Genomic DNA, 15894 nt, shown 5'->3' on the forward strand with positions numbered 1-15894 from the left:
AGTGAGCACCCCAGTGAGTACCCCTGTTTCCCCGTCCGCCGCATCCCCCTCGACCCCGAACCGTGTTGCTGCCAAGAGCGACAACAACCTGGTCTGGCTCGACATGGAGATGACCGGTTTGAGCCCCGAGAACGACCGCATCATCGAAGTGGCCGTGGTGGTGACGGATTCGGAGCTGAACATCCTGGCTGAAGGCCCCGTGCTGGTGATCCATCAATCCGACGAGCTGCTCGACGGCATGGACGCGTGGAACAAGGGCACGCATGGCCGCTCGGGCCTGATCGACAAGGTCAAGGCATCGACCACGACCGAAGCGGAAGCGGAAGCGGAACTCCTGGCGTTCCTCAAGAAGTGGGTGCCGAAGAGCAAGTCGCCGATGTGCGGTAACTCCATCTGCCAGGACCGCCGCTTCATGGCGCGCTACATGCCCAAGCTGGAGGAGTACTTCCATTACCGCAACCTGGACGTCTCCACGCTGAAGGAACTCTGCAAGCGCTGGCAGCCGGCCATTGCCAAGGGCTTTACGAAACACCAACGGCACACGGCGTTCGCAGACATCATCGAGTCGATCGAAGAGCTGCGCTACTACCGCGAGCACTTCATCCGCGACGTGCCGCAAACGCCCGACGCTGAGGCGCTGGCGTCTTCTGTCGCCCCGTAATCAGACCTGCAGCGGTTTTGCGCGCACAGCGTGTTTGGGCCGCCAGGCCTTGACCACGCTGTCGTGCGTCTCGACATAGGGGCCGCCGATCAGGTCGATGCAGTACGGAACGGCCGCAAAGATGCCCGGCACCGCGGCGCGGCCCTCTACATCCTTCAAGCCCTCAAGCGTTTCCTTGATGGCGCGCGGCTGACCCGGCAGGTTGATGATCAGCGCAGCGCGTGAGGGCGTCTCGCGGATCACCGCCACCTGACGCGACAAGATCGCCGTCGGAACGAAATGCAGGCTGATCTGGCGCATCTGCTCGCCAAAACCCGGCATTTCCTTGGTGGCGACGGCCAGCGTGGCCTCGGGCGTCACATCACGGCGCGTCGGCCCGGTGCCGCCCGTGGTGAGCACCAGATCGCAGCCGGCATGGTCGACCAGGTCGATCAGTGTGTCGGCAATCGTGGCCTGATCGTCCGGAATCAGCCGTTCCACCCCTTGCCACGGCGAAGACAGCGCGGCGACAAACCAGTCGCGCAGCGCCGGAATCCCTTCATCCTGATACGTGCCGGCCGAGGCGCGGTCCGAAATCGACACAAAGCCGACGATCAGTTCGTCGGCGTGGCGGCGGGTGATCGGCGCGGAGGGGGCAGGGGCTGTCATGCTTCGTCGTCTTCGGCTTCGGGTTGATCGGCGTCGTCCTCGTTGCGGTCGTTGCCGGACAGGGCCTGCTTGACCATCTGGAACAGTTCGCGCGACGACTTGGGCGGCTTGGCCAGCTGCGCTTCCTTGCGCGCATTGCGCACGAGCGTACGGAGCGCCTGCACGTCGGAATCCGGGTGCGCTGCAATGAACTCGGTGATGGCGTCGTCGCTGGCGATCAGGCGGTCCCGCCAACGTTCGATGGCATGCAGGCGCGCGGTTTCGGCCTTGGAGGCGCCGACGAAGGTGGCGAGGACGCGGCGGATGGCCTCGACTTCCTCGTCGGTCAGCGCGCGCATCAGCTTGCCGATGTACTGCATCTGGCGGCGCTTGCCTTCATGCGCGGTGGTGCGCTTGGCCTCGCGCAGCGCGTCGACCAGCTTTTCGGGCAGCGGCACCTTGGCGAGTTTGTCCTTGGGCAGCGCTTCCAGCGCCGCGCCCAGGTCTTGCAAGGCGTTGACCTCGCGCTTGCGCTGCGATTTGCTCTTGGGCGTATCCGGATCGTCCTCGTCACCGATGTCGGTGCGCACGACGGGTTGCAGATACGTGGGGTTATGTCGGGATGCTCGGCTCATGGCGCGCATTGTATCTTGCTATGATGGGCGTTTCCGCCAGTTCTTGCCCGCTTTTGGCAAAATCGCGGCACCCGTTTCTCCCCTCCATTGCCTATGTCTCAAACGCTCGATTCCAAGACCGCCCCAGTGTTTGCCTACCGCCGCGAACAGCTCGAAGAGATGGCCACCGATGTGCTGCGCATTGCACGCGAACTCGGCGCCACCGATGCCGCGACGGAAATCTCCGAAGGCCAGGGCCTGTCGGTCACGGTGCGCAAGGGCGAGATCGAGACCATCGAGCAGAACCGCGACAAGATCGTCGGCGTGACCGTCATGCTGGGCAAGAAGCGCGGCAACGCCAGCACGTCGGACTTTTCGCCGGCGGCATTGCGATCCACCGTCGAGGCCGCCTACAACATCGCGCGCTTCACCGCCGACGATGACTGCGCCGGCCTGGCAGAAGAAGAACTGCTGGAGAAGCACCCGCAAGACCTGCAGCTGTATCACCCATGGATGATCGATGCCGAGGCCGCTGTGGAAATCGCACGCGCCGCGGAAGCCGCTGCCTTTGCCGTGAGCCCGAAAATCCGCAACAGCGACGGCTCGAGCATCTCGGCGCAGCATTCGCACTTCGTGCTGGCCACGTCGCGCGGTTTCATGGGCGGCTACCCATATTCGCGTCACTTCATTTCGGCCGCGCCGATCGCCGGTTCGGGCGCGCATATGCAGCGCGACGATTGGTACTCTTCGAAGCGCTCGCCGGACGATCTGGCCGCACCGGAAGCGATCGGCAAGTACGCCGCCGAACGCGCGCTGGCACGTCTGGGCGCGCGCCGACTGACCACCCGCAAGTGCCCGGTGTTGTTCGAGGCGCCGCTCGCGGCGGGCTTGCTGGGTGCGTTCGTGCAGGCAGTGTCGGGTGGCGCGTTGTACCGCAAGTCGACGTTCCTGCTCAATACGCTGGGCAAGGAAGTCTTCGCACCGCATGTGCAGATCAAGGAAGACCCGCATGTCCTCAACGGGATGGGCAGCGCGCCCTTCGACGAGGAAGGCGTACGCACGCAGCGCCGCGATGTGGTGAAGAACGGCGTAGTGGAAGGCTACTTCCTGTCGACGTATTCCGCGCGCAAGCTCGGCATGCAGACCACCGGCAACGCGGGCGGCTCGCACAACCTGACGCTGTTCTCCGACAAGACCACGCCTGAGGATGACTTTGCCGGCATGCTGCGCCGCATGGGCACGGGCCTGCTGGTGACCGAACTGATGGGCCAGGGTGTGAACTACGTGACGGGCGACTATTCGCGTGGTGCGTCGGGCTATTGGGTCGAGAACGGCGTGATCCAGTATCCGGTGGAGGAGATCACGATTGCCGGCAATCTGGGCGAGATGTTCCGCCAGATCGTCGCCATCGGCGCGGATGCGCTGGTGCGCGGTACGAAGGAAACGGGCTCGATCCTCATCGAACAGATGACGATTGCCGGCGAATAAATCGCCCTAGCGGACATGAAAAACGCGCTCGAAATTGAGCGCGTTTTTTTATTGCCTGCCGCCGGTTACTGCTCGTTCGATGGCGGGCGTTCGTACGTAACGAACGCGTAGTCGAAATCGTTGGGCGCTGCCGCGTGGTGCGTCTCGCGCGCCACCTCGTGCCAAAGCTTCGGGTCGGGCGCGGGGAAGTGCGCGTCGCCCTCGAAATCGGCGTCGATCTCCGTGACGATCAGGCGGTCCGCGCTCGGGAGGGCATCCGCATACAGTTGGGCGCCACCGATCAGGAAAATTTGCTCAGCGCCCACACACAGACGCTGCGCGTCTTCCATCGAATACGCGATCTCGCAGCCCGGCAACTCAAGCTTGGCATTGCGCGTGACGACAATGTTGCGCCGGCCCGGCAGCGGACGGCCGATCGAATCGTACGTCTTGCGGCCCATCACGATGGGCGCGCCCATGGTCGTGCGCTTGAAGTGCGCGAGATCTTCCGGCAGGCGCCAGGGCAGGGTGTTGTCGCGGCCGATCACGCCATTGCGGGCGCGCGCGACGATGAGCGTCAGGATGGTCATACGTTTACACGGCCACCGGTGCTTTGATCGCGGGATGGCTCTGGTAGCCGACGATCTCAAAGTCTTCGTACTGATAATCGAAGATGCTCTCGGGCTTGCGCTTGATGATCAGTTTCGGCAGCGGCAGCGGTTCGCGCGCGAGTTGCGTCTCCACCTGTTCAAAGTGGTTGTTGTAGAGGTGGCAGTCGCCGCCGGTCCAGACGAAATCGCCCACATCGAGGCCGGTCTGCTGCGCAACCATGTGCACCAGCAGCGCGTAGCTCGCAATGTTGAACGGCACGCCGAGGAAGATGTCGGCGCTGCGCTGGTAGAGCTGGCATGACAGCTTGCCGTCGGCCACGTAGAACTGGAAGAACGCGTGGCAAGGGGGCAGCTTCATGCGCGGGATGTCCGCCACGTTCCAGGCCGAGACGATCAGCCGGCGCGAATCGGGGTTGCGCTTGATCTGGGCGATCAGCTCGGCGATCTGGTCGATGTGTTCGCCGTTGGGCGTCGGCCACGAGCGCCATTGCGAGCCGTAGACGGGGCCCAGCTCGCCATCGGCGTCGGCCCATTCGTCCCAGATGGTCACGCCGTTGTCTTGCAGCCAGCGCACGTTGGTCGAACCCTGGAGGAACCACAGCAGTTCATAGACGATGGACTTGATGTGCACCTTCTTGGTGGTCACCAGCGGAAAGCCGTCCTGCAGGTTGAAGCGCATCTGGTAGCCGAACACGGAGCGCGTGCCGGTGCCGGTGCGGTCGGCTTTGTCGGTGCCATGTTCGTAGACATGGCGCATCAGGTCGAGATAAGGCTTCATGCGAGCGCAGGGCGAAGAGGCGGGGCGTCGGAAATCGGGTGAGCCGCATTGTAACGTGAGCGGCCCGGCGTCGACTGTACCGGTAGTGTCCGCAAACTGGCCCGTTCAGATGACCAGAACGGCTGGGCCGGGAAAGTGCAGGATTGTCGATGGTGCAAGGGGCGGCGGGGCTGGCAGGATGGCGCCATCGTTTCAACTGTCTGACGGAGAAAGATCATGTCGACCATTGCTACCTCCGCGTCGCTGGACTGTGCCAATGAGCTGCGCCATCTGCGCGCAGCGGCCAGCATCGTCCATGCGGTGATTCCGCCGACCGCGCAATACTGCTGGCCGTTGCTCTCCCAAGCCATGGGCGCAGCGGTGTGGGTGAAGCATGAGAACCACACCGAAGTGGGTGCGTTCAAGCTTCGGGGCGGGCTGACCTATCTGCATGCTCTGCGCCAACGCGAGCCACAGGTGCGCGGTGTGATTGCCGCCACGCGTGGCAATCATGGTCAGTCGATTGCATGGGCGGCCCGTCGCAACAGTGTCGCTGTCACCATCGTTGTGCCGCATGGCAATAGCGTGGAGAAGAACGCCGCCATGCGCGCACTCGGCGCAGAGCTGATCGAAGCGGGCGATGATTTCCAGGCCAGCCGCGAGGCGGCCGATCAACTCGCCGCTGAACGCGGTTTGCACTTTGTCCCTTCGTATCACCCGGACTTGGTCGTCGGCGTAGCAAGCTACTGGCTGGAGTTCTTCGAGGCCACGCCGCTGGATGTGGTCTATGTGCCCATCGGCATGGGCTCCGGGATCTGTGCCGCGGTGCGGGCGCGCGATGCGTTGGGGCTGTCGACACGCATTGTCGGTGTGGTGTCGGCACATGCGCGATGCTACGAGCAGTCGTTCAAAAGCGGTACGGCGGTGTCGGCGCCAGTGTCGACGCTGCTGGCCGACGGGCTGGCGTGCCGTACCCCCGATGCGAACGCGCTTGAGGTGGTCCGCGCCGGTGTCGAAGAAGTCATTGCGGTGACGGACGATGAAGTGGCGGAGGCCATTCGCCTGTATTTCTCCACCACGCACAACGTGGCCGAGGGCGCTGCCGCCGCGGCCCTGGCTGGGGCATGGCAGCAGCGCGGGCAGATTGCCGGCCAGCGCGTCGGCCTCCCGCTGACGGGCGGCAACATCGATCGCGCCAAGCTGGCGCGAGTCCTCGCCGGTCAGCCGATCCTGGCTTAGGCGGGTTGCTGGCGGCGACGTTGCACCAGCCAACCGCCGCCCAGCACGACCAGGAACACCACCACATACACGGCCCACTTCAGCGGCGGCTGCGCAGCAAAGAACGCCTTGAGGACCGGTTCGGCAACGATCATGTGCGCGGCCGTATAAGCCAGCACTGCCGCGCCGCCATAGATGATGATCGGGAAGCGTTCGATCAGACGCAGTACCACGCCGCTACCCCATACCACGACGGGCACGCTGATCAGCAGACCCAGCACCACCAGAAGGAAACTGCCGTGCGATGCGCCGGCAATGGCAAGCACGTTGTCGATGCCCATCACCGCATCGGCGATGATGATGGTCTTCATGGCGCCCATCAGCGTGGTGCTGCCCGCGCCGTGTTCGTCGCCGCCCTGGCCGTCGTCAGCCAGAAGCTTCCATGCAATCCACACCAGCGCCAGACCGCCGACGAGCATCAGGCCAGGAATCTTCAGCAGCCACACCACCGCCAGCGTCATCAGTGCACGCACAACGATGGCGCCCGCAGCGCCCCACAAGATGGCTTTCTTCTGCAGCTCGGGCGGCAGGTTGCGCGCCGCCAGCGCGATGAGGATGGCGTTATCGCCCGCAAGCACGAGGTCGATCACGATGATCGATGCCAGCGCGGCAGCAAACTGCATGGTGAAAATGTCAGACAACCATTCCATGGTGGCTCCAGGTCAAACAACAATGAAAACCGGTTGACCGAACTGCATGGAGTGCTGGGGCGAGACGCTTTGCAGACCATGAAATCCGGTTGCAAAGGTCTTGCTCGACACGAACAGGTTGGGAACCTGCCGGTGCCGGCACGACCGGAAGCGTGCGCTTCGTCATGACGATCGTGCCTGGGGCTGAAGAACCCCCGAGCTACTCCCCTTTGAGGAAGTCCGCATTATATCGCAGCAGGCCGATTGTGCGCTGCAAAAAACGCAACGTGGCATGCGGGCGCGGTATGCGCGGTTTTTTCAGCGGCGTGGGTGATTTTTACGAACGGCGAGATGGTGCGTTGTGGCCGCCTCCGGCGAAAGAACGGTGGCGCTGTCACAAAGCGGCGTCTACGCTGCAATTTCATCCGCGCGCCACGGGCCTGCGGTGATGGCATAGGCGCCGTGGCACATTTCTCGCTGTCGACAGCCCTCATGACCATGCAGCACCGCGCCGTTCCACCCACAACGGGAGACACCATGCAGGCCACCAAGCCGTCCGCCGATGCCTATGCCCGCCGCGCGCTGGCTCGACTGATCCAGCCGCAGCCCACGGTCGACGCCGTCGGCGCAGGCTTGACCTTCTACCAGCTCTTTACGGAAGACGACGCCGCACTGCGTGCCGAGGCCGAAGCCGGCTTACTCGCATCGGCAGCGAGCATCAGCCCGAAGTTCTTCTACGACGCCCTCGGTTCGCGTCTGTTCGAAGCGATTACCGATCTGCCCGAGTACTACCCGACGCGCACCGAAGCTGCCATTTTCAGCTTGCATGCGGCCGAGATCGCCCTGCGTGTGGGGCGCGGTGCCACGTTGATCGACCTGGGCGCCGGCAACTGCGAAAAGGCCGCGCGCCTGTTCCGCACGCTGGCACCGTCGCGGTATGTGGCGATCGATATCTCGGCAGATTTCCTCCGCGATACGCTGCGTGGGCTTGCGCGTCAGCATCCGCAATTGCCGATGGTCGGCATTGGCGCCGATCTGTGTGCGCCGCTGGTGCTGCCCGATGCCGTCGGCGATGGACGCCGCGTGTGGTTTTACCCCGGTTCGAGCCTGGGCAACTTCACGCCGGACGAGGCGGGGGCATTTCTGTCGCGCCTGCACGAAGCTTCGGCACCCGGCGACAGCGTGCTGATCGGCATCGACCTCATCAAAGACGCGCAACGGCTCGAAGCCGCTTACGACGATCCGCTCGGGGTGACGGCAGCCTTCAACCTGAACGTGCTGCGCAACCTGAATCGCCTCCTGGGTGCGAATTTCGACGTGCGGGATTGGCGCCATGTCGCGCTGTACCGCGCAGAGGCGCACCGCGTTGAGATGCATCTGGAAGCGCGTCGTGACGTCACGGTGCGGTGGGGCAAGCACGCGCGCGCCTTCGCGGCGGGTGAACGCATGCACACCGAGAACTCCGTCAAATACGACCTGCCGAGCCTGCAAGCGATGTTTGCCGACGCCGGCTTCGAAGACCTGCATGCCTGGACCGATGTCAGCGGCGACTTTGCCGTCTGCCACGCGAGCGTAGGCCGCTAGGCCCGGCGGCAGAACACCATGCGGGCCGGTGCGATAATGGATCGATTCCCGCCCGAGGTGTGCCGCGATGGCTGAATTCTTCATGCTCCCCGATCCGACCTTCATCGGATCGCTTCCCGACTGGACCGACGGCCGGCGCTTGCCGCGCCAGGGCATCGCGCACAGCCTGGTCGACGCGCGCAATCGCACGCTGGCCTTGTTGTCCGCGTTTGGCGACACGCAGCGCGGCTGGCAGATCGAACGCGTGGAGCATCACGCCCCGCCGCTGTGGACGCTGGGCCAGCTCGCCTGGTTTGCCGAGTTCTGGTGCCTGCGCGAGCCGCGTCGCAACGGCAGCGACACCATCGAAGACGGCGCCGGCACCGAGTGGGACCTGGCGCGTTGGCAAGCCACGCTGCCGGCCGCGCTCGACGGTGCCGATACGTTCTTCGACATGGACCGCATGCCGCCGGAGGCCTGCTGGGAACTGACGCTGCCGGGCATCTCGGCAATCAAGCAGTACGCGCATGACGTGCTCGACCGCGTGCTACGTAAGCTCGCCACGCTCGGCACTGACGACGATGCGGCGCTGGAGCCGTTTCGCTGGGCGGTTTTTCACGAAGACCTGCGCGCCGAGCATCTGCACGGCCTGCTGCAGGTGCTGGGCCTGCAACCCGCCGGGCAACCGCCGCTGGCCGCCGTGGCCGTGCCGGCTGCGCAGACATTATCGTTGCCGGGTGGTCGCTTCCAGATGGGCTGGCCCGACGCCGACGGATTCTTCTTCGACAACGAATGTCCGCCGTATCGCACTTATGTGCCCGCGTTCGAAATCGATGCGCAGCCCGTCACGAATGGCCAATATCTGGAGTTCATCGAAGACCGTGGTTACGACCATCCGCAGTGGTGGTCGCCCGCCGGCATGGAGTGGCTGATGATGCAGGAGCGTTCGGCGCCCCAAGGCTGGCAGCGGGATCCCGCCACGCGCACCTGGCAGGCACTGCGCTACGGTCAGGCGCGCACGATCAACCGGGATGAAGCCGTGCGCCATGTGAGCCTGTACGAAGCGCAGGCGTGGTGCCGCTGGGCGGGCCGTCGCTTACCGACGGAAGACGAATGGGAGATGGCGGCGGTGCAGGGGCGCGCCGGTTTCCATTGGGGGCAGGTCTGGGAGTGGACGTCATCGCCGTTCGAGCCGTATCCGGATTTCGTGCCGGGCATGCCGCGCGGCCGTGTGGCGAGCCTGTCGGCGCCGCACTTCCAAACGATGCAGACGGTGCGCGGTGCTGCCGCTCATACGCCGCAGCGCGCGCGTCATCCGCGTTTCCGGGGCTTCTTGCTGCCGGAGCGCGATGACGTCTTTGTTGGCTTCCGAACCTGTGCGCTTTGACGAAAGCTTGTTGGACAGGAGAGGCAAGTCGAATGCCCAAACAAAAACCCCACGCTGTTAGACGTGGGGTTTTTTGTTGGCGGTCTGCGGAGGCTATCCCGGTGGGGTAGCCCTTCATCGATCAACGATCGAAGTCGCGCGAACGGCCCTTGCTGCCGTAGCTGTCGCGGTTGCCGTCGCGGTTGCCGTAGCTGCGACGCTGCGCGCCGTTGCCACCGTCGCCGAAGCGGCTGCCGCCGTTGTTGTCGCCGAAGCGACGCGGGGCGCCTTCGCGGTTGCCGTAGCTTTCGCGGTTGCCGTCACGATTGCCATAACCGCCAGCGTTGCCGCCGGTGCTGTTGCCGTAGCCACGGCTGCCGTCTTGCGTACGGGCGGGGCGCTGTTGCCAATCGCCACGGTTTTGCTGGCCTTGGCCGTACGACTGACGCGGAGCGCGGTCGTCGCGGTTCCATTCACGTTGGCCACCTTGGTAGCCGCCGCCGTGACCGTTGCGATCGTCGCGACGCGGAGCAAAGCCGTCGCGGTCGCCGCCGAAGCTGCGTTGGAAGCGGCCTTCGCTGTTGCCGCCATTGCCACCCTGGCGTGCGCCGTAGCCTTCGCGCTGGCCGCGATAACCGCCGCCATTGCCACCGTTTCCACGGTAGCCGCCACGGTCGCCACCGGCACGCGGGCCGCCGGTACGCGGCTTGGGCGAGCGCTTCGGCTCCAGGCCTTCCACCACGGAGGCGTCGATGCGGCGATCAACGAAGCGCTCGATGCGGCGCCATTGGAACGTGTCGTTGTGGTTCACCAGGTTGATCGCGATACCGCTGCGGCCGGCACGGCCCGTACGGCCGATGCGGTGCACGTAGTCTTCGGCTTGCTTGGGCAGGTCGAAGTTGACCACGTGCGTGATGTCCGGCACGTCGATGCCGCGGGCGGCCACGTCGGTGGCCACCAGCACGCGCAACTGGCCGCGGCGCAGTGCCGTCAGCGTGCGGTTACGCGCGCCTTGGTGCATGTCGCCGTGCAAGGCACCGGCGGAGAAACCGTGCTCGGTCAGGCGCTCGGCCAGCGAGTCGGCATCACGCTTGGTCGCCGTGAAGACGATGGCTTGCTTGAGCGACGCATCGCGCAGCAGGTGATCCAGCAATTGCTGCTTGTGCGACATGTCGTCGGTGAAGTGCAGGCGCTCTTCGATGTTGCTTTGGTCGATCTTCGCGGCGGCGATTTCGATACGCTGCGGCTCGCGCATCATGCGCTCGGCCAGTTGCTCGATGCGGCGGTCCATCGTTGCCGAGAACATCAGCATCTGACGCGTGGCCGGCGTGGCGCCGACGATGGCTTCGATGTCATCCGAGAAGCCCATGTCCAGCATGCGGTCGGCTTCGTCAAAGACGAGCATGTCCAGAGCCGACAGGTCGATGCGGCCCGAGTCGATGTGGTCGAGCAGGCGGCCCGGCGTAGCGATGATGATGTCCGGCATGCGTGCCAGCATATCGAGCTGCTTCGGGTACGGCATGCCGCCCAGGATGCTCGCGCAGACGATGCGACGCAGATGGCGGCCGTATTGTGCGGTGGCGGTGGTCACCTGGAGGGCCAGTTCACGCGTGGGCGTGAGCACCAGCAGCGACGGCTTGGCCGGCGCCGGGCGAGGCCGGCGACCCTTCATGCGTTGCGGCGGGCCGTCCATGCGCGGACGCTGCGGCTCAGGCTGCTCGCTGATGCGCTGGATGGCCGGCAGGATGAACGCGGCGGTCTTGCCCGAACCGGTCTGGCTTGTGACCAGCAGATCGCGGCCCGACAGGCAGGCCGGAATTGCCTGGGCTTGTACCGGCGTGGGGGTGGTGTAGTTCACTTCGCCCAGCGCGCGGACGATGCGGTCGTCCAGGCCCAGTGCTGCAAAGGCGCTGGCACGGGTCGCGGCTTCGGCGATGAGGGTTTCAGTATTGGTATTGATGGTTTCAGCGTGCGCAATAGCGCCGCTGCCGTCTTGAGGCTGCGTCATGTCGAATAGGTAGTAAGGCTGCCGCGCCGCTACATCAACGGATGCAGACGACGGAAATGGGATACGGCGACCGGTTAATCACGGGCGTCGGCGCCAATCGGATAAGGCCGGTTCGACAGACGGGCTGCAGAACGGACAAGGCGGGGGAGTGGGCCGGCCTCAAGCTGAACAGGTCAGCGAGGTGGGGCGGCGGTCCCTTCGGCGTGATGTGAATCCACGCGGGAGATCGGAGACGATGCCAAGCACAATGGCAATCGGCTGCGCATGCATGCAACGGGCGGGGATCTGGGCGATGAACGCCGGTCGGAACCAGCACATCGGCCAACCGCGGACCGAAAAATACGGCAGTAAGCAGCCAAGCCACGAACTATAGCACGAATTTTCGCACTGCGCAAAAATTCCGCTGGAGCCACGTGTGCCAGCGCCGCCGCTTGTCGGATCGATCCTGCTGCCTATACTCGAAAGACCGGCCACCCTCGCGGCCGGAAAGGGGCGGATGATGGAATTCCCGATGGCCTTCTCCAACCTGTACCTGTTGCTCGCCGTTTGCGTTGCGGGCGTGATCGGCCTGGCATCTGCACCAATGGTGATCCGAGGTGCGCGAGTAGGGATCCGCGTGCTGCTCACGATTATCGGGGTGCTGATTGGCCTGCTTGTGCTCGAAGCGCTGCCGGTGCTGACCTAGATGGCCCGGCGCCATCCGCAGCCATAGGCCCGCCCGCATGTGGCGGGCCTCATCGTTTTGTGCGAGCAAGAAAACAAAAGCCAGGCGTGCTTGCCTGGCTTTGTCGCGTCTGTTGGTCTCGCCGACAGGAATCGAACCTGTATCTCACGCTTAGGAGGCGCGTGCACTATCCATTGTGCTACGGCGAGAGACCGACCCCGGGTGACGTGAACGGCCGCCCGAGCGAGCCGCGATTCTACGCAATTTGTACAGCCAAGACCAGTGAACCACGGGGCTGGAACGCACCTCGGCCAGCAGTTACAGGCCTCACATGAAACGGTGATGACGGCGCCGGTTCTGTGGGGCGCCGCCTACAGTTCAGACGCAGTTATGACGAAGCAAACGCTAAAGCGAACGAACGATCGGTCAAAGAATCAGATTTAAGTATTACGAACTTTCCACGATTGTTCACGGAAGTTATGCTTCATCACCCCTTTTCAGAACCCCTAGGCGACCAACATGCTGACATCCGAAGAACGGGACGATCCGTGGACGGTGGAGCCGTCGCTGGAAAGCCTGCTTCCGAAGCATCGAGCTGGCACGATCGATCGACCGATCTATTTCCGTCACACCGATACGCCGGACGGCCACGTCATCAAGCAGTTTCCTGACGGCTCGCGCCAGCTCGTGCGTTTTGTCGGCCTGGAAGAGCAGGTCGTCAAACACTTTCTCTGACTCCGCTTCCCGCGCTAGCGAGCGCCTTCGTGCACATCTCGTAAGACATGATGTGTTGTGTTTCCTGACGATGCACTGAGGTGATCAGCGCACTATCATTCGCAAATATTTACGTAAGCGATTGATAAGTTCATGGGAAGTATGCAAGGGCTTGCGCCTGCCACGCCCCCGGCGCACAACCATTACTCCGGAAAGCGATCCCTCGGTGAGCCGCGCGCCATTGACATGGTTGTGCCGTGTCCGGTACGCGACTGGACGCCTGCGGTCACTTCTGATGAAGCCGCTGCCATGCGTTCCGCGCTGGAACGCGGCAATGTGCTGCATTTTCCCGGCCTCGACTTTCCACTTGATGCCCGAGAGCAGCGTTTTCTCGACGCGCGGTGGTCCGACGGCAAGACGAAGAACATCAACCTGCGGGCCACCGAGACGCGCGTGCGCGGCGCCGTCGGGCAGCCTGCAGACCTACGCGATCTCGCTACCCTGATCGAGCGTTACGCCGATGCAGCGGAGCACTTGGTGCTGGCGTTGTTTCCCGACTATGGCCCGCACTTGAAGCGAGCCGGGACATCGTTGCGGCCGGCTGAGATTGCGGGGCGCCCGGTCAGCTGGCGTAAGGACGATACGCGCCTGCACGTCGATGCATTTCCGTCGAACCCGCTGCATGGCCAGCGGCTCTTGCGTGTGTTCCACAACGTCGATCCGGATGCCCCGCGCGTCTGGCGCATCGGCGAGCCGTTTGCCGACTTCGCCGAGCGGTTTGTGCCGAAAACGCGAGGGCTGCTGCCGGGACAATCGTGGCTGATGCACAAGCTGCATATCACCAAGCGCCTGCGCTCCGAATACGATCACCGCATGCTGCAGCTGCATGACCTCGCGAAAGCGGATCTGGTCTATCAACGCACGGCACCGCAGCAGACGTTCGAATTCGCGCCGGGTGCGACGTGGGTCGTTTTCAGCGATCAAGCGCTGCATGCGGCGATGCGCGGCCGCGCGATGATGGAGCAGACGTTTTATCTCGACCCAGCGGCCGTTGCCGATCGGACCCATTCCCCCGAAGCTGTCCTGTCGCGCATCCTGAATAGGCCGATGCTGCCGGCCCAGCGCTGACCGCACAAACAAAAACGCCGCCGTGCATGACGGCGGCGCTGATGCTCCGCGCAGTTCTCTTTAATCAGCGACTTTGTCGCTCGGATATTTGAACGAGTCGCGCAGCAAAAAGCTCATCGGGATATCCAGCTTTGCGCTGTGCGGCGGAATCGGTTGCTGGAACCACTTCTTGTAGAGCTTCTCGGCGTCGTAGTCGAGAATGATGTTCGTCATCGCGCGATCGACCAGCCGCTTGAACTCGGCGTCGTCCTTGCTCAGCATGATCGCGTAAGGCTCGACCGTCAGCATGTCGCCGACGACGGCGTAATCGCTCGGGGTCTTCGTGTTGGCGCGGAAGCCATAGAGCAGCACGTCGTCCATTGCAAAGGCGTCGGCCTTGCCCGCTTCGACCATCGCGAAGGATTCAGCGTGGTCCTTGGCTTCGAGAAACTTCATGTTGAGCACGCGCACGTCGTTCATCTTGCGCAGTTCCGCCACGCTCGTGGTGCCCTTGGTGGTGACGACGGTCTTGTCGCGCAGATCATCCCACCGGCGAATGCCCGACGAACTCTTGACGATCATGCGGATGCCCGCGATGTAGTGCGGGATCGTGAACGCCACCTTCTCGCGGCGTTCGCGGTTGTTTGTAGTCGAGCCGCATTCGAGGTCGGCTTTGCCTTCCATGATGGCCGGCATCCGCGTGGAGGGCGTGACCATCACGTATTGCACTTTCAGGTCGGGCCGCTTGAGGTCGGTGCGCAGCTTGTCGACCACGCGCAGGCACAGGTCGACGGCGTAGCCGACGGGCTTTTTATCGGCGTCGTAGAACGAGAAGGGCACGGAGCTTTCGCGATAGGCGACGCGGACTGTGCCGGTATCGCGGATGCGGTCGAGCACCGGCGTGGAGGATGCCAGGGCGGTGCCTGGTACGAGACTGGACAGCGAAGCGAAGAGCAGCGCTGCAGCCGGCAGCGTGCGCGTGAAGAACTGCATGGTTGTATCCCCCGGAAAGAATCGGTGGCCCACGTTATCGTTATGCCCGGCTCGTGACCGGAGGGCCTGCCGCATGATACGGCGCGGCGTCGCAGCCTGCAGGCCTGCGCTTTTCGGGTGTTGTAAGCAGGCTGCAAGAGTGGATTTCGCCCTCTAAAAGTTGGCCTGTGGCGGGTGCGTTGCAGTGGTGCGTGGCGCACACGCGGTGTGCGCCACGCACTGTCTCAGCTGTGCGGCCGGTGCAAGGGACACCCCCTGAGGTGCACGCTTGACGCGGCATGCGTTGCTGCGGTGCGAAGCCGCACCGGGCCTAGCGTTAGGCGTTTTTCCCTACCGGGTTTGTCCCGACTGCCCGAGACGGACCAGGGGCGTTATGCTCCGGCCATGTCTTGTTCGCAAGGCATCGAGGAGAGACTCTTCCGGCCCGCCGAAAGCGGGCCGTTTTCTTTGCCGCTTTGGCGTTCGAGCTCGCTCAGTTCTGATTCGGCAGCACATTGCCCGGCTGGGACGACTGCCGCGGCCAGTTCGAGAACGCGAAAACCCACAGCGCCACCAGGTTCACCAGCGGCACCAGCACAAGCAGCGTCCACCACGGTGAAAAGCCAGTCCGCAGCAAAATCTGCCGCACCGGAATGCCTGCCACGATCAAGATGATCAACAGCCCGAAGAGTCCGCGCATCGTCATTCCCCCTTTGTAACGGTATGGATGGCGCGGCCGGAAAAAGCGAGTCCGGCGGCACAAGCGTTATAGCACCGGCATCTGCAAGCGCAATGCCGCCGATGGGCGACGCGCGGGGCGACTACAATACGCGCCTTCCGGCCGTACACGGCCAGC

At 64.0% G+C, this 15894-nt stretch carries 16 protein-coding genes and 1 tRNA gene; 8 read left to right on the plus strand and 9 right to left on the minus strand.

Annotated elements, in window-relative coordinates; all coding sequences use genetic code 11:
* Positions 1-13 precede the first annotated feature (13 nt).
* Positions 14-661, plus strand: coding sequence for an oligoribonuclease (orn, locus tag FUT88_RS05470; RefSeq protein WP_374220483.1), 648 nt, complete (start codon positions 14-16; stop codon positions 659-661).
* Here the strand turns inward: orn and mog are convergent, their stop codons facing one another.
* Both mog and yjgA read right to left on the minus strand, forming a co-directional pair.
* The gene (gene mog / locus FUT88_RS05475; RefSeq protein ID WP_147214141.1) at positions 662-1309 is read right to left on the minus strand and encodes a molybdopterin adenylyltransferase; all 648 of its coding nucleotides are present in this window, start codon (positions 1307-1309) and stop codon (positions 662-664) included. It lies immediately after the preceding gene.
* Entirely contained in the window at positions 1306-1923 is a 618-nt protein-coding gene (gene yjgA, locus FUT88_RS05480; RefSeq protein WP_316888147.1) for a ribosome biogenesis factor YjgA, read from the minus strand. The genes mog and yjgA overlap by 4 nt, the downstream gene beginning before the upstream one ends.
* 93 nt (positions 1924-2016) lie before the next feature.
* On the opposite strand from yjgA, the gene pmbA reads away from it, so the two are divergent.
* Complete coding sequence (pmbA, locus tag FUT88_RS05485; protein WP_147214143.1) at positions 2017-3390, plus strand: metalloprotease PmbA; 1374 nt, start codon at positions 2017-2019, stop codon at positions 3388-3390.
* A 65-nt stretch (positions 3391-3455) separates the two neighbouring features.
* Here pmbA and FUT88_RS05490 read toward each other — a convergent pair whose 3' ends face one another.
* Entirely contained in the window at positions 3456-3959 is a 504-nt protein-coding gene (locus FUT88_RS05490; RefSeq protein ID WP_147214144.1) for a dihydrofolate reductase, read from the minus strand.
* Between the two features lie 4 nt (positions 3960-3963).
* The gene (locus FUT88_RS05495) at positions 3964-4758 is read right to left on the minus strand and encodes a thymidylate synthase (RefSeq protein WP_147214145.1); all 795 of its coding nucleotides are present in this window, start codon (positions 4756-4758) and stop codon (positions 3964-3966) included.
* A gap of 216 nt (positions 4759-4974) precedes the next feature.
* Here FUT88_RS05495 and FUT88_RS05500 point away from each other — a divergent pair, with 216 nt between their 5' ends.
* Positions 4975-5976 (plus strand): threonine dehydratase, encoded by a 1002-nt coding sequence (locus tag FUT88_RS05500; RefSeq protein WP_147214146.1) that lies wholly within the window; start codon positions 4975-4977, stop codon positions 5974-5976.
* Here FUT88_RS05500 and FUT88_RS05505 read toward each other — a convergent pair.
* A complete protein-coding gene (locus tag FUT88_RS05505; RefSeq protein WP_147214147.1) occupies positions 5973-6665 on the minus strand; it encodes a TerC family protein in 693 nt (230 codons plus the stop codon). The two genes, FUT88_RS05500 and FUT88_RS05505, sit on opposite strands and share 4 nt — an antisense overlap.
* A gap of 516 nt (positions 6666-7181) precedes the next feature.
* Between FUT88_RS05505 and egtD the strand changes: the two genes are divergently transcribed.
* Both egtD and FUT88_RS05515 read left to right on the plus strand, forming a co-directional pair.
* A complete protein-coding gene (gene egtD, locus FUT88_RS05510; protein WP_147214148.1) occupies positions 7182-8228 on the plus strand; it encodes an L-histidine N(alpha)-methyltransferase in 1047 nt (348 codons plus the stop codon).
* 67 nt (positions 8229-8295) lie between these two features.
* Entirely contained in the window at positions 8296-9594 is a 1299-nt protein-coding gene (locus FUT88_RS05515; RefSeq protein WP_027677838.1) for an ergothioneine biosynthesis protein EgtB, read from the plus strand.
* A 121-nt stretch (positions 9595-9715) separates the two neighbouring features.
* On the opposite strand, the gene FUT88_RS05520 is transcribed toward FUT88_RS05515, so the two are convergent.
* On the minus strand, positions 9716-11581 hold the full coding sequence (locus tag FUT88_RS05520; protein ID WP_147214149.1) for a DEAD/DEAH box helicase: 1866 nt from the start codon (positions 11579-11581) through the stop codon (positions 9716-9718).
* Between the two features lie 496 nt (positions 11582-12077).
* Here FUT88_RS05520 and FUT88_RS05525 point away from each other — a divergent pair, with 496 nt between their 5' ends.
* Positions 12078-12266 (plus strand): hypothetical protein, encoded by a 189-nt coding sequence (locus FUT88_RS05525; RefSeq protein WP_147214240.1) that lies wholly within the window; start codon positions 12078-12080, stop codon positions 12264-12266.
* Positions 12267-12379: 113 nt separating this feature from the next.
* Here the strand turns inward: FUT88_RS05525 and FUT88_RS05530 are convergent.
* Positions 12380-12454, minus strand: a tRNA-Arg gene (locus FUT88_RS05530).
* A 310-nt stretch (positions 12455-12764) separates the two neighbouring features.
* Here FUT88_RS05530 and FUT88_RS05535 point away from each other — a divergent pair.
* A complete protein-coding gene (locus FUT88_RS05535) occupies positions 12765-12980 on the plus strand; it encodes a hypothetical protein (RefSeq protein ID WP_147214150.1) in 216 nt (71 codons plus the stop codon).
* A gap of 132 nt (positions 12981-13112) precedes the next feature.
* On the plus strand, positions 13113-14087 hold the full coding sequence (locus FUT88_RS05540) for a Kdo hydroxylase family protein (RefSeq protein WP_147214151.1): 975 nt from the start codon (positions 13113-13115) through the stop codon (positions 14085-14087).
* 60 nt (positions 14088-14147) lie between these two features.
* On the opposite strand, the gene FUT88_RS05545 is transcribed toward FUT88_RS05540, so the two are convergent.
* Together FUT88_RS05545 and FUT88_RS05550 are read right to left on the minus strand one after the other, a co-directional pair.
* Positions 14148-15059, minus strand: coding sequence for an amino acid ABC transporter substrate-binding protein (locus FUT88_RS05545; RefSeq protein WP_147214152.1), 912 nt, complete (start codon positions 15057-15059; stop codon positions 14148-14150).
* Between the two features lie 472 nt (positions 15060-15531).
* Entirely contained in the window at positions 15532-15738 is a 207-nt protein-coding gene (locus tag FUT88_RS05550; RefSeq protein WP_147214153.1) for a hypothetical protein, read from the minus strand.
* Between the last annotated feature and the right edge of the window lie 156 nt (positions 15739-15894).

The sequence above is a fragment of the Ralstonia sp. TCR112 genome (genome assembly GCF_007997035.1).
Taxonomy (GTDB): domain Bacteria; phylum Pseudomonadota; class Gammaproteobacteria; order Burkholderiales; family Burkholderiaceae; genus Ralstonia; species Ralstonia edaphi.